The organism is Okeanomitos corallinicola TIOX110, assembly GCF_038050375.1.
Classification (GTDB): domain Bacteria; phylum Cyanobacteriota; class Cyanobacteriia; order Cyanobacteriales; family Nostocaceae; genus Okeanomitos; species Okeanomitos corallinicola.
Window position 1 is genome coordinate 4,851,189 of record NZ_CP150886.1, and the last position, 13,936, is coordinate 4,865,124.

A 13,936-nucleotide genomic window follows, 5' to 3' on the forward strand; every position below is an offset into this window, starting at 1 on the left:
CTGATCTCTGGACTACCCCACAGATATGATTACTATCCAAAATGAATCATTAATTAACAATGATTAGTATAAACTTGGTATATCTTGCTAATAAGAAAATATCTAAAAATAGTAGTCAAATATGACGGAAATAGAGGTAGAGAAGCCTAAACTCATGGTGGTAGATGATGAGCCAGACAATTTACAGTTACTATACCGCACTTTTTGGCGAGAGTTTAAAGTATACAAAGCAATTAATGCCCATGATGCTTTAGCAATCTTAGACCAAGAGGGAGAGATGGCCGTAATTATCTCCGATCAAAGAATGCCAGATATGAACGGTACGGAATTGTTCAGTCAGACGGTAGATCGTTTCCCTGATACAATTCGGATCTTATTAACTGGTTTTACTGATGTTGAAGATTTAGTAGATGCGATTAATTCCGGTCAAGTATTCAAATACATTACTAAACCGTGGAAACCAGAACAACTGAAAACATTAGTTGAACAAGGATTAGATACTTATAGAATTGTCAAAAAACGTACAAATGAATTACGGAATTCCCTCCGCAGAGAATCTTTATTTAATGCGGTGACATCCGCAATTAGGGAATCTTTAGATTATGACAGTATTTTGCAAAAGATTGTGGTCACAATTGGCGAAACCTTTGCAGCTACTAATTGTGTGTTGAGATTGGTAGAAGGCGATCGCTTGACTAAAACTGAGTTTTGCTATCAAAATCCTCAATCTTCCGCAACTATTTCGTATCTAGACTCTATTCCCCAGATGGAAGAGGTAATCAAGACACAAAAATATCAGTTAGTTGCAGATATAACTAGTGGAATTTCTGATCAATATTTAGTTGTCCCCTTCACTTACCAGAAACATCTTCTAGCTGTAATGAGTATTGATCAACGCGGAAGTGAAATTCCTTGGACAGAGCAAGATATTCAACTAATTACAGGGGTAGCAGAACAGGCAGCCTTAGCTCTTTCTCAAGCTAAACTCTACCAAAGTCTGCAAGAAAAACAACAACAACTTAGGGTTGAGTTGCAAGTAGCCCGTCAAATTCAAAATAATCTCCTGCGTCAAACCTTACCAGAAATTGATGGACTAAAAATACAAGCTTGTTGTTATCCTGCACGGGAAGTAGGAGGAGATTTTTTTGAAGTCTTTGTCCATCCCAATGGTGACTTATGGTTAGCGGTTGGTGATGTTTCTGGTAAAGGTGTACCAGCGGCTTTATTTATGGCTAGTGCAATTTCTCTACTGCGTCGGGAATTATCCCAAGAATCTCCAGCCGAGCCAAATATTGTTATGCAAAATCTTAATCATGCCTTAGCTGATGAATTAATTAGTAACAATTATTTTATTACTTTAGTGATTGCATCTTATCACAGAACTACTCAGGAACTTGTCTATGCTAATGCTGGTCATATCTACCCGCTTTTGTGGTCACATCCTGTAACTCAAGAGACTCAGCCAAATTACTTAAAAGTTCGTAGTGTTCCTTTGGGTATTATGTCTCAGTGGCAGTCAGACTCCGGTAAATTGACGCTTAAATCTGGTGATGTCTTGTTATTAGCTAGTGATGGAATTACAGAGGCAAAAGTATCAAGCAATGTAGATTTATCAACGAACATAGATAGCAACAGTCAGCAAACAAATCAGCCCATGCTTTATCAAGAAGGTCTTTGGCAGCTAATTAAAGAGCAGCCCATCCCATTTTCTCTGGAAAATTTATTAACTTTTCTACGTAAAGACAACCCTATCCAAGAAGATGATCAAACTATCCTTTCCCTGGAGGTTATGTAACTCATGAAAAGTGAGCTTCATGTACCAAGTAATTTAAGTTTTGTAACAATCGTAGAAAATTGGTTGTTGGGATGCTTGAAAATTCAACTGGGAGACTCTTTAGATTGGTCAGAACTATCCAGCCGTTTGCGCCTAGTGTTGATTGAAGCCTACTCTAATGCTGTGCGTCATGCTCATAAAGATCAGCCTGGTTTACCAATATTACTACGGTTAGAAATTAAAGACCGCAATTTGATCATTGAAGTTTGGGACTATGGTCAAGGCTTTGATATGTCTAGCTATTTTCCTCCTCATCCTACACAGAAACAAGAAGGGGGTTATGGATGGCTAATTATGAATAGTTTGATGGATAAGGTAGAGTATCGCTTACAAATAGATGGTGGTAATTGCTTAAAATTAGAAACAACTATTCCAGAACTGATGCAACAGACGGATAAAACAGGTTCTTTATAAAGAAATGTAAATAAAATGATAACTTTTACTAAATTTATTTGATTTATGAGTGATAGTTATCGAATACTTAATACAGAAAGGCAACTTTTTGTGGTATCGAGTTTTGTCTGATGACAGAAACTGATATTTAACAATCACACATAAAATACCAAATTAATAAATTTGCTTATGAAACCTCTATTTTGTTTATCCCCCCGTTATCGTCTGGATGATGAATCACCTTGGTTAGAAGGAATTGATCCTAGTCGTCATTACTGGATTGCGGTCAACGGAGACAAAAAGGTAACATTGGCTTTGCCAGGGTTAATAGTTTCTTCTATTGATGATTTTAAACAAGTAGTTCGTAAATTTCGTTCTCTGCAACCAGGGGAAGTGATGAGCTTGGCGAGAATTTCTAGCCGTTGTATGATTCGCTGCATCACCGATAATTGTTATGCAGTGGAAGCTAGAATCAATGATGCGCCTGTGTGCCATCTTTTTGATCGGGAAGCGTTAGAAAGTCTGTTAATGACAGCACACCCAGATTGGCAATGTTCACCCTCAGATATTGAGTTAGGCAGAAAAATACTACTCCGTTCTTTAGAACAAGCAACTATTAGCCAAAGTTAATTAAGTTAATTATTCATTGAAGGTAGTTCTGTATATTCCTTGTGCGGTGGACGTAAAGCTACTAAATCTTGGGGTGAAGCTAGAAGTTTGATTTTTGCTTCCAGAATTTCCCGTTTTGGGTTGAGAATAAATAACCACATCACATTCACAGCACACCAAGATGTGTGAGCTTTACCTGTAATTTTGATCTGGATGTGGTTATCCGCTAAATTTTCACTATCTATTTGCTGTGGTTCGGCTTTGATGTCTTGTGCTTCTTTTTGCAAGTAAGTGGCTATTTCTTCTGATCCAATTACAGCAGGATCTAAAGGTGGATACATGACACCATCTTCTGCAAATAAGTTAGCCGTAGCTGTAAAATCTCCTGCGTTTAGTTTTTGAAAGTAATTTAAAATAGTTGGTTGTGTAATTTTTTCCAAAGTGATATTCATATTCTTAAATAGGAAGTATACATTGATAAAAGTTTTTTGCTGATAGTATAAAATTTACACCACATTGAAGCAAAAGGATTTCACCACGCTATGCTGTCAGTAAACTTTAAATAAATTATTCCCAAGTACGGACTTGGGAACAACAACTTAAACAGACATTGAGGTTGTGAGAATATCAAAAGTTAGTCAGCAAGGGGATCTACACCCATTTCTGTAACTACTTTGCGGAAAACAGTTATTTGTTGACCAAAATCTAGTTCTTGCAGTGTGGCTAAAACCTGGGCCCCATCACGAGAAATTTGATAACCTGCGGGTACGGGTACTACAAAACCTTTTGCCATCAATACTGCTAACTCGTACCAAAAAGCTAATTTGGTGTTAGCACTGAGAATTCCGTAAGCACGAGAAACTTGAGTATTTTTCTGAGCAGCTAAATCACGCATTGCTTCCAACTGCTCTGCATGAGACATTTGTTTAATTTGATTCAACAAACCTTCTGCCAATTGTAACCTAGCCGCACCTGTAGCTGCTGGGGTGATTGACTTACCCATTTCTGTGTAAGCATACCACAGAACTGCTAGTTGATCATCTATGCTTAAAGCTTTAAATACAGCAGTTGTTGAGGCTACAGCATCAACTGTTTGGTTGCTGTAGTTGAAAGCCTGAGTAAAGCGGGAGTCAGAAGTGAAAGTCATAATATATTCGCCTTAGTTTATTAAATAAGTTTTTTGTCAGTGGGAGGCTGGCATCAGATGGGATGTTTTTTCCTCTTGTCAACTATTATGTATTATTTCTTTACAAATTGCAAATAAAGTTTACATATAGGTAAGGTAAGGGGATCAAATGGTAATCTTCTGGAAGTAAGCTATAATCCCTCGATCACTGATTAGTAAAGTATTACATCAATAAAAAATGAATCAGTATCCAATTACCAGCGACATATTAAAAGAGAAAGCCAGGGAGTTGGGTTTTCATAAAATTGGGATTGCTAGTTTAGGAGAGTTAGAAACTAAAGAATCTCAAAGATTGCAAACATGGATGAAGATGGGTTATCACGCAGGGATGGAGTGGATGGGAAACCCAAAACGTCAGGATGTGCGGTTAGTGATGCCAGAGGTGCGATCGCTTGTGTGTGTGGCAATAAATTATTACACTCCTCACCAACACCTAGAAAGTAAAGAATATGGGAAAATTTCCCGCTATGGTTGGGGCAGGGATTATCATAAGGTACTGCATAAAAAATTAAAACAACTGGCTATGTGGTTAGAATCACAGGATGAAGAGATAAAAACCAGATATTATGCAGACACAGGCCCAATACAAGATAAAGTGTGGGCGCAAAAAGCTGGGATTGGTTGGATTGCTAAAAATGGTAATGTGATTACTAGGGAGTATGGTTCTTGGGTATTTTTGGGAGAAGTATTAACTAATGTCGAGTTAGAGAGCGATCGCCCAGCTACCCAACATTGTGGAACTTGCACAAGATGTATCGAAGCTTGTCCCACGGATGCAATTACTGAACCATTTGTATTAGATGCTAATAAATGTATTGCTTATCATACTATTGAAAACAGAGCAGAAACATTACCGGAAAGTATTACAGCAAACTTGCAAGGATGGGTAGCAGGTTGTGATATTTGTCAAGATGTCTGCCCTTGGAATCAGCGTTTTGCTCAAGTAACTGATGTCAAAGATTTTCAGCCCTATCCTGGGAATTTAACACCCAAGCTGCTAGAATTAGCGCAAATCACAGATGAGGAGTGGGATCAACGATTTCCAGCATCAGCCTTGCGGCGAATTAAACCAGAAATGTTACGCAGAAACGCTCGTGCTAATCTTGACGCATCTAGGTTAAAGAATGACCCAGAAAGTAATAATATTTGATTTTGATGGCACAATTGCAGATACAGTAGATGCTCTTGTCACTATTGCTAATCGTTTAGCTGTAGAGTTTGGTTATATACAAATTTCTGCAAATGAACTCAAACTTTTAAGGAATTTAACTGCCAGGGAAATAATTAAATATTCTGGTGTCTCGTTGTTTAAAATACCTTTCCTAGTTAAAAAAGTTAAAGGAGAATTAAAAAATAAAATCAAAGATTTAGAACCTATATCTGGGATACCAGAAGCACTCACAGAACTAACCGAGAAAGGATATAGACTAGGAATTATTACTTCTAATTCTCAAGAAAATGTGAATGAATTTCTCAAATGTCATCATTTAGATTATTTATTTGAATTTATTCACTCAGGAGTAACTATTTTTGGCAAGACAACGATCATTAATAACGTATTACGACAAAGGCAGATTAAACCACAAACAGTTATTTATGTAGGTGATGAAACCAGAGATATAGAAGCTGCGAAAAAAGCTAATATTCAAGTGGTTGGGGTAACTTGGGGTTTTAACTCTGCTGAAGCTTTAGCTAAGGAAAAGCCAGATTTTTTAATTCATGATCCTAGTGAATTATTAGATGTGGTGACAAATTGTTGAAATCCAAACCTGATTAAAGGTTGTGCATTGCCTTTAAAATCGCAAGATAATACGTGACTGTTTAGCTAGTAAATGTGCTAGTCTTTTAGCTTGCTTTAAAGCATTATCTTTGAAGGGTAAACCTATAATCAAAGCGTGGTCACCCTGATCTACTATCACATCGAGATCGATATCACGAATTTTTCCAACGTGAAGACTAGCAACTCCAATACATTTGTTAAATCTTCTAGCACATATTTCAGGTGAACAGAGTTTTGCAATGTTCACAGAGATTCCATTCTCTATTCCTTGTTCAAGCTTACGCAAATAATATGCTTGATCTGATACTTTCTTAGTATCTTCATTAATCCATTCTGGTCTAAGTAAAGCTCTGTAAACAATGGTATCACAAGGTAAAGGTTCTGGTTTTATCTGTATAATGGCTGATTCTTCACTCATTAACTCACACCTGATTAAGCCATTCCCATTTCAGCCACTTTGCTAAACTTTGTGGTGAGAATTCATTTTCTACACCGTATTTTTCCCCATGTTCATAATAAATATATGTTTCTTTATTTGCATCACATCCACAGGTTAGGCTAATTTCTGCATCTATATCTAATCTACTCCATGTGAGTGTAATGCTACCTTCATCATCTGTAGAAACCCATGCTTTAGGAAAATTGTCCTTCATGATTTCATATACGTTTTGTAACAAATTCCATGCTTTATCAAAAGAGTAATTAGTAGGTCTTAATAAACCATAATCATCTTCTTCATCTTTTTTTAGCATTTTTATTAGACGATTTTGAGTAATTTGAAAATTAGATTCATTGCTTTTTTCAGCAATAGTATCTGGAATTGTAATTTCAGTGCTAACTTCTGTAGATGGAATAGTTAGTGTTCTGTTTTGAGTATAAAGAGTATAAAATTGTTGAATTATATTTGTGATTGTATTTATAGAATCAGTTTGTTGTTTTAATCTATCAATATACTGACGTAACCTAGTAAGTTCTCTAGAATTAAATTGAATTGATTTATTTTTGTTAGACCATTGATGAGTATAATCAAACAAAAAAACGGAATTTATATCTTCTATTGGGTAACTAAAGCTACTGGATTCTGTTATATCTGTTTTAGTTATAGTGGTGGAAGTAAATTTTTCTGAAGTAGAAATTGTAAGCATGGCTAAACCTCCTCTGGAAAATGTATTTTCAGGTTTAATTCAGCTTCTTCTGCTGCTAATTGAAAATATTTTTTTAGATCTTCTATTTTAAAGGAACGTTGTTCCATTTCTTCTGCTAAGGTGTTCAAATCTTGTTCTACAATCACTCCTTGAGATTCAATATCATTTATTTTCATTAATCCGGTTTTACAAGTCATCACCGAGTTTACATCACAGTTATCAAGTATTATCCTTTGATGGTTTCTAAAATCAAGGTTTTTTGTATTTTTGAAAATGGTATTTTGTAGTTCAGGTTTACAAAGCCTTTCAATAATTAATTGAGAAGGATTTTCTGATTGATGTATTCGTATTAAAACTAATCCTAAACGACCTACTTTCACTTCTAAATTATGAATATAATGTTCTAATACTTCCAGAGACTGACTAATAATATTTTGTAGTTCTGTTTCTTGTTGTTCTAATTTTGCCCATTGAGAAGTTATCCTTAGAGGTGCTATCTCTAATCTGAGAGATTGATCTTTGCTTTGAAGTATTACTTTAGGAAAATCAGGGGGTATTTGAATTTGATCGCTTGAAGGTGTTGTTTGAACATCTCCATCATATATATGAGAAAATTCACCCAAAATAGTTGCTAATGCTTTGGGAGTTGAAAAAGTTGATACCTCTGGTGTAAAAATCACTAATTGAACGATGGCTAGATGGAAATCTGTAGCCTTTAGCATAGTATTTTTGCAGAACCTTTGTACTATATTTTGTTTGGTTTAAACTAAAAACCAGATTGTATGACTCCTCAGCTATGAAATGATGTAAATTATCATTTACATACTCGGTTCACACATTTAGTTTAACAATAAATAGTCTATTGCTAGACTAGCATTAACTTAAACTTCATAATAGATTTATCTAAACTTTTTCCATCAACAAGTTAATGACTTTGTGAACATTAAAGTATTTACACAACTACTAATTGATGTAATTCCTCTGGTGTGAGGTGAGAGTGTACCACTTGACCATCACGAAACCAAACAATGCGTTTAGTTTGACTTGCTACTTCTGTTTCATGAGTCACCATAACAACAGTAATTCCTGTACTATTTAATTCACCAAAAATATCTAAAACTTCTTGAGTAGTGCGAGAGTCTAAAGCACCGGTAGGTTCATCTGCTAATAATACCACAGGACGGTTGACAATTGCACGGGCGATCGCTACCCTTTGTTGTTGTCCTCCTGATAGTTGGGTAGGTTTATTATTTAAACGTTTTTCTAAACCAACTTTTATTAATGCTTCCGTAGCACGTTCTTTTCTTTCACTTGGTTTAACACCTGCATAAACCATCGGTAACATCACATTTTCTAAAGCTGTTAATTGGCTTAATAAATGGAATTGTTGAAATACAAACCCCAACTTTTTATTACGAATATGCGCCAAATCTTCATCATTCATTTTGGCCACATTAAGATTATCTAAATAATAATTACCTGAACTTGGACGATCTAAACAACCAATAATATTCATAGCAGTTGATTTTCCCGAACCAGAAGGCCCCATAATTGCACAATATTCACCTTCATTAATAGCTAGGTTAATATCATTAAGTGCTTTGACTTCCGTTTCTCCCATTCCATAAACTTTAGAGATATTTTCTAACCGAATAATTTCTAGTTTGGGGTCAGAATTAGGAGATATTGAATCGGTAATAGTGAGAGTATTAGACATGATAGATAAATCCTGTATTTAATGCTTGTTTAAAACTATTATTTAGTAACCGCAGATAATACATGATATTGTATTATAAATAAACACAAATGACAATTATTGATTTGAGAAATTGCTAATTAGATTGTATGGAATTGGGTATAAAAAGGGTAAAAGTAGGAAAAATAGTTAGGCTTTAGTTCATAATTTGTCACGATTAAAGTCTAACTAAAAATATTTATCAAGCTATATCCTCCTATAGATAATTACAAATTACGAATTATTTACGCACTCCTCAACGCCACAATCGGATCAAGTTTTGCTGCTCTCCGCGCTGGAACAACACCAAAAAATAAACCAATTCCCCCAGAAATACCCACAGCCATTGTAATCGAAACTAGAGAAATACTCGCCTCTAAAGGACTGATAGCTGAGACTAAAAATATGCCACCAACTCCCATAGTAGTACCCACTAAACCACCAATTATAGAAACAATAACTGCTTCAATCATAAACTGAATTAAAATATCTTGTTGGGTAGCACCTATGGCTTTTCTCAAACCAATTTCCTGGGTACGTTCAGTCACAGAAACTAGCATAATATTCATAATTCCAATACCACCAACAAGTAAAGAAATAGCAGCAATTCCAGTTAACATAACTGTCAAAGCACCGGAAATTTGACCTACTGTTTGCAAAGCATCTTTTTGGGTACGAATAGTAAAGTCATTTTCTCCCACTAATTTATGTCTTTGTCGGAGTAAATTAGTAATTTGAAATTCTGCTGCATCTACACTATCAGCATCTTGAGCAGAAGCAACTATATAAGTTACTTCTAACCCGTAGGGAGAAGTTCTACCAACTAGACGATTTGCTGTGGTGATAATTGGCACTAATGCCGATTCATCATAATCTACACCTAAATTTGAACCTTTATCTGTTAATATCCCAATTATTTGAAAGCTGGCATTTTTGATTCTAATTTGTTCACCAATAGGATTAGTATTACCAAAAAGTTTTTCTTTTAATTTCGCACCTAAAACCACAACTTGGTTACTACGCTTCATATCTATATCACTGAAAAATCTGCCTGTTGCTACTTCAAAATCACGTACTTGTAAAAAACTGGGAGTTGTACCAATAATGTTTACATTGGTATTTCTATTTTGATAAGTAACTACTTGTCTACTATTTAATTCCGCTGCGGTTGCTGCTACTGTTGGTACTTGAGTTGCAATTGCTGTGGCATCTTCTAATACTAAAGTTCTGACTACATCTCTAGAAACTCGTTGTGTTTCTTCATTACCGGGAATCACAAATAAAACATTTGGTCCTAGGGAATTTAACTGATTAGCGACAAATTTTTGTCCACCTTCACCAATACCAATCATGGCAATGACTGAGCCATTACCAATAATAATCCCTAGCATTGTTAAAGCACTTCTTAATTTATTAGATAGCAGGGTTTTACCTGCCATTTCTATACTTTCTAGGAAATTCATGATTTTTTCTCCTCTTTCTCTTTGTTGATTTTGTACTCTTTGGGCGGATTAATAAATATTAAATCACCCTCTTTTACTCCTTCTAAAACTTGAGTTTCGTTGTTTATTTGGGTGCCAATTGTAATTTCTCTAAACTGAGGTTGATTATTTTCATCAGGGATTAATATGCCGGTTTTACCGTTTTCTGTGAGAATTGCTACTGTTGGTAAAGTTAAAGCATTGTTAATGCGATCTCCTAAAAAGGTAACATCCACATTTAAACCAGAACGCAGTTTATCCACACCACTATCAATATCTAAACGCACCTGAAAAGATGTCACTCCTTGCTCTATTACTGCTTCAGGAGCAATTAAACGCACGCGTCCTTTAAATACTTGATCTGGGTAAGCATCAGCTACTATTTCTACCTGCTGTCCCTGTTTAATTCTGCCAATATCTGTTTCGGGAACTTGCGCTAAAACTTCTAAACCTTTTGCTAAAGCAACTATAGAACTAGAAGTTGCTGATGTACTACTAGAAGCTGAGGTTGTCGGTGTCACAAAAGCTCCTATATTCGCATATTTTTGGGTAATAATTCCCGCAAAAGGAGCGCGAATAATGGTATCTTCTAATTGAACTTGTTGTTGTTTTAATTGGGCATTTGCAGCCGCTACACCAGCTTTGAATCTAGCAATTTCTTCTGGACGATTGCCATTTTCTAGTTTTCTTAATGCTTCTCTTTCTTGGGCAACTACGGCTGCTTGTCTTTTAATATCTTCATTACGATTACCAGCTTTTTGTAATGATAATCTTCTTTGGGCTTCTTCTAAACTAGCTTTGGCTCTCCTATTTTCACTAATATATTGATCTAAAGAATCTTGAGAAACAGCCCCTTGTTTAGCCAATGTTTGATAACGATTGACTCTGGCTTGAGTTAGTTCTAATTGAGCTTTGGCTGAGTCTACTGCCGCCCTAGCTTGACCAATTTCTTGATCACGATTTCCTGCCCTAATTATTGCTAATTGTGCCTGAGCTTGAGCTAATCTTGCTCTAGCTTGGGAAATGTCTTCAGAACGGCTTCCTGCTTGACTTTCTGCTAGTTGTGCTTTTGCTTGTTCTAAGTTGGCTTGATATTGGAGAATTCGCATTTTAATATCGGAATTATCCATGCGAGCTATTATTTGTCCTTTCTCAACTTTTTGCCCCTGTTCAACATCTAAATCTGTGATAATTCCTGGATTTTTGGGACTAATATTCACGTTTTGGACTGGCTGTACTTTACCACTGGCTGTAATTCTTACGGTGACGGTTTTTGCTGCTACGGGAACTGTGAGTTTACTAATATCTTGTTTACGGTTTTCTACGTTTGCTATTTTGATCGCTGTGGTTGTACCAATGATTAAAAGACCAGATGCTGTTAATCCCATTAACCAACGTAATGGATATTTGATTTTTTTGCCTATGAGGGGAATTTCTGTGTGAGTATTCATGGGATTTTAGAGTTTGTATTTAGGATATTTGATGATCTAATTAATGACAATTTTTGATGAAAATATCATGACTTCTCAAGTCTGTATAAAGATGTAATTATGCAATTTATAAAGGTAAAAACATCAAATCCAGAAATGTCTGTTTATTAGTTGTTATTCATTAATCTTATGCTTTTAATTTCACATCAGCTATCACCTGATCGGGTGACTTTACTATTCAATAGGTGCTATTCCTTCCCAAACAATATCAACTAAATTATGGACAAACATTTGTTCATCTATCGGTGCATCTCCTGTCGGGTGCATCTGCTCTAAAAAAACATAATTCATCAGTGATCCCAGCAATATCATGGCAATAGTTTTTGGATTACTGGTGCGTAGTCTTCCTTGTTCTATTTCTTTCTCTAAAAAATTAGTAAATGTTTTCAAATCTCTACTAGGTCTAGAATCTACTCTATTGAGCATTTCTGGGATAGCATTACCACGGGAACGTAACATCATTAATCGTGGCATGACTTGACGATTAAACTCTAAAATTTGAAGACACAATTTGACAAGATTTTGTTTCAGGTTTCCTTTCCCTACTAAAGCATCAAGTTCTTGTCCCCAAGGTGATTTTTCGGGAATTCCCATTGATGCAAAAAAAAGTTCTTCTTTGGTGGAGAAACGTTTGAAAATTGACGCTTCTGAAATTCCTGCGTTTTGAGCTATTTCTAAGGTGGAAGCTCCAAAACCTTGTTCAAGGAAGATTTCACGGGCTGCATCTAAAATTTGCTGATTGGTAATTTTTGCTATTCGTGCCATAAATAAGTATGTTATTACTTATTAATTTAACAAAAGTTAACATAGATGTCAACTTTCTAACTGGAGTATGTTAATTCCCCTCAAGGAAACCTGTCGTCTACCGTAGAAATCGTCTAAGCTATCGAAAAGAAGATTTTAATTATGGTTAAGAGGCGGTAGTGTGCCAAAACACCTTCATGTGATTTCATTTTTAGTAGCCTGTAGTTTGTGGAATATGCCTCAAGCAGTTCATGCCCAGGCGCTAATACCTCATACAGTACAGATTGATAGAGATAAGTTAGAGACACAAGGTTTGAGTTTAGCTCAAGAAGCGGCTCAATTAGCGCGGTTTCGGGAGATTGACATGGCTTTGCCAAGAGCTAGGCTGGCTACTCAATTAGCTCCGAAAAATGATAAGGTATGGTTATTGTTGGGTGGACTACATCTGCAAGCTAAAGAGTTTGATCAGGCGATCGCCGCTTTACAGACAGCACAAACTCTCAATCCCAAAAATGCGGATATCCTCTTTGCATTGGGTTCAGCCAGTTTTCAGCAAAAGAAATATCAAGCAGCAGCTGAATATTACCAAAATGGATTAAAACTGACACCCAAAGATGCAGAAGGGCTGTTTGACCTGGGTAATGCTTATTATATGCTAGGCCGTTTACCAGAGGCGATCGCCAAATTTGATCAAGCAGTTTCCCAAGATCAGAAATTTTGGCCAGCAATTAACAACATTGGTTTAATTAAATATGAACAGGGGGATATTCAAGGTGCAGTTAAGCAATGGCAAGCAGCCATAGCAGTTGATAAACAGGCAGCAGAACCTTTATTAGCCCTAGCAGTAGCAATGTACACAAAAGGCGATCAACAACAAGGTTTAAGAATGGGAGAGGCAGCACTGCGAATAGATCAACGCTATGCTGACATCAACTTTCTCAAAGAAAACCTCTGGGGGGAACGTCTATTGCTAGACACAAGAAGGTTCTTAGAATTACCACAAATGCAATCAGTGTTAGAACCCCAGGAAGAAGGTGTAGTTATACCTAACTCACTGCCAGCACAGTAAAAATGTCTGTTACAACACATTGGTGACAATGGAATCACAATTTTGAGATCACAGAATGATCCTAGTAGTCAGTCTCAGCCACTAAAAACCTGAAACCTGTTACCTATGTAATAATATTGATTGGTAATTGGTAATCAAACTTACCATTACCAGTTTTCCATTTTATAGCTGGGGTTTACCAGTAGATTTTTTTCGTGGTAACGTAGCATTGCATCATCTACATATCAACAGAGCCATTGAAAAATTAGCCAAAAATTTCTCGAAGCCTGAAAAATCATTGATTTTTGATGGTATCAAAGGCTATTCCTTGCATATTAATTTAACTTCTATAGTTCAAAGTCCATTAATTTATCACTGTTTTAGGCTAATTTAGCAATTCCTCCTGGCCTAACTTGACTTTTTTTTAGTACATAAGTACATAATATTCTCAATAGGCAAGTAAAACAACCTTAAAAGACAAAAATCATCAC

At 35.9% G+C, this 13,936-nt stretch carries 15 protein-coding genes; 6 read left to right on the forward strand and 9 right to left on the reverse strand.

Annotated features, from left to right (window positions below; genetic code table 11):
* The first annotated feature begins 121 nt into the window (after positions 1-121).
* The 3 genes from WJM97_RS21370 (at position 122) to WJM97_RS21380 (ending at position 2,857) form a co-directional block, all read left to right on the forward strand.
* Positions 122-1,795 (forward strand): SpoIIE family protein phosphatase, encoded by a 1,674-nt coding sequence (locus tag WJM97_RS21370; protein WP_353930771.1) that lies wholly within the window; start codon positions 122-124, stop codon positions 1,793-1,795.
* 3 nt (positions 1,796-1,798) lie between these two features.
* Positions 1,799-2,248, forward strand: coding sequence for an anti-sigma regulatory factor (locus WJM97_RS21375; RefSeq protein WP_353930772.1), 450 nt, complete (start codon positions 1,799-1,801; stop codon positions 2,246-2,248).
* 168 nt (positions 2,249-2,416) lie between these two features.
* A complete protein-coding gene (locus tag WJM97_RS21380) occupies positions 2,417-2,857 on the forward strand; it encodes a hypothetical protein (protein WP_353930773.1) in 441 nt (146 codons plus the stop codon).
* A gap of 5 nt (positions 2,858-2,862) precedes the next feature.
* Here the strand turns inward: WJM97_RS21380 and WJM97_RS21385 are convergent, their stop codons facing one another.
* Positions 2,863-3,288, reverse strand: coding sequence for a nuclear transport factor 2 family protein (locus WJM97_RS21385; RefSeq protein ID WP_353930774.1), 426 nt, complete (start codon positions 3,286-3,288; stop codon positions 2,863-2,865).
* A gap of 182 nt (positions 3,289-3,470) precedes the next feature.
* Complete coding sequence (locus WJM97_RS21390) at positions 3,471-3,983, reverse strand: orange carotenoid protein N-terminal domain-containing protein (RefSeq protein ID WP_353930775.1); 513 nt, start codon at positions 3,981-3,983, stop codon at positions 3,471-3,473.
* Between the two features lie 217 nt (positions 3,984-4,200).
* On the opposite strand from WJM97_RS21390, the gene queG reads away from it, so the two are divergent.
* Together queG and WJM97_RS21400 are read left to right on the forward strand one after the other, a co-directional pair.
* The gene (gene queG, locus WJM97_RS21395) at positions 4,201-5,172 is read left to right on the forward strand and encodes a tRNA epoxyqueuosine(34) reductase QueG (protein ID WP_353930776.1); all 972 of its coding nucleotides are present in this window, start codon (positions 4,201-4,203) and stop codon (positions 5,170-5,172) included.
* Positions 5,147-5,782, forward strand: coding sequence for an HAD-IA family hydrolase (locus WJM97_RS21400; RefSeq protein ID WP_353930777.1), 636 nt, complete (start codon positions 5,147-5,149; stop codon positions 5,780-5,782). Before queG ends, WJM97_RS21400 begins: the two co-directional genes overlap by 26 nt.
* Before the next feature lie 33 nt (positions 5,783-5,815).
* Here the strand turns inward: WJM97_RS21400 and WJM97_RS21405 are convergent, their stop codons facing one another.
* From WJM97_RS21405 to WJM97_RS21435, 7 genes are all read right to left on the reverse strand, one after another.
* On the reverse strand, positions 5,816-6,220 hold the full coding sequence (locus WJM97_RS21405; RefSeq protein ID WP_353930778.1) for a hypothetical protein: 405 nt from the start codon (positions 6,218-6,220) through the stop codon (positions 5,816-5,818).
* Positions 6,221-6,224: 4 nt separating this feature from the next.
* Positions 6,225-6,947, reverse strand: a complete 723-nt coding sequence (locus WJM97_RS21410; protein WP_353930779.1) for a hypothetical protein — start codon at positions 6,945-6,947, stop codon at positions 6,225-6,227.
* A gap of 2 nt (positions 6,948-6,949) precedes the next feature.
* Positions 6,950-7,669 carry a hypothetical protein gene (locus WJM97_RS21415; protein WP_353930780.1) on the reverse strand — a complete coding sequence of 240 codons (720 nt, stop codon included), beginning with the start codon at positions 7,667-7,669 and terminating at the stop codon, positions 6,950-6,952.
* A 230-nt stretch (positions 7,670-7,899) separates the two neighbouring features.
* Positions 7,900-8,664, reverse strand: a complete 765-nt coding sequence (locus tag WJM97_RS21420; RefSeq protein ID WP_353930781.1) for an ABC transporter ATP-binding protein — start codon at positions 8,662-8,664, stop codon at positions 7,900-7,902.
* Between the two features lie 263 nt (positions 8,665-8,927).
* Positions 8,928-10,145 (reverse strand): ABC transporter permease, encoded by a 1,218-nt coding sequence (locus WJM97_RS21425; protein WP_353930782.1) that lies wholly within the window; start codon positions 10,143-10,145, stop codon positions 8,928-8,930.
* A complete protein-coding gene (locus tag WJM97_RS21430) occupies positions 10,142-11,614 on the reverse strand; it encodes an efflux RND transporter periplasmic adaptor subunit (protein ID WP_353930783.1) in 1,473 nt (490 codons plus the stop codon). Before WJM97_RS21430 ends, WJM97_RS21425 begins: the two co-directional genes overlap by 4 nt.
* A 213-nt stretch (positions 11,615-11,827) precedes the next feature.
* Positions 11,828-12,418, reverse strand: coding sequence for a TetR/AcrR family transcriptional regulator (locus tag WJM97_RS21435; protein ID WP_353930784.1), 591 nt, complete (start codon positions 12,416-12,418; stop codon positions 11,828-11,830).
* Positions 12,419-12,578: 160 nt separating this feature from the next.
* Between WJM97_RS21435 and WJM97_RS21440 the strand changes: the two genes are divergently transcribed.
* Positions 12,579-13,466 carry a tetratricopeptide repeat protein gene (locus tag WJM97_RS21440; protein WP_353930785.1) on the forward strand — a complete coding sequence of 296 codons (888 nt, stop codon included), beginning with the start codon at positions 12,579-12,581 and terminating at the stop codon, positions 13,464-13,466.
* Positions 13,467-13,936 lie beyond the last annotated feature (470 nt).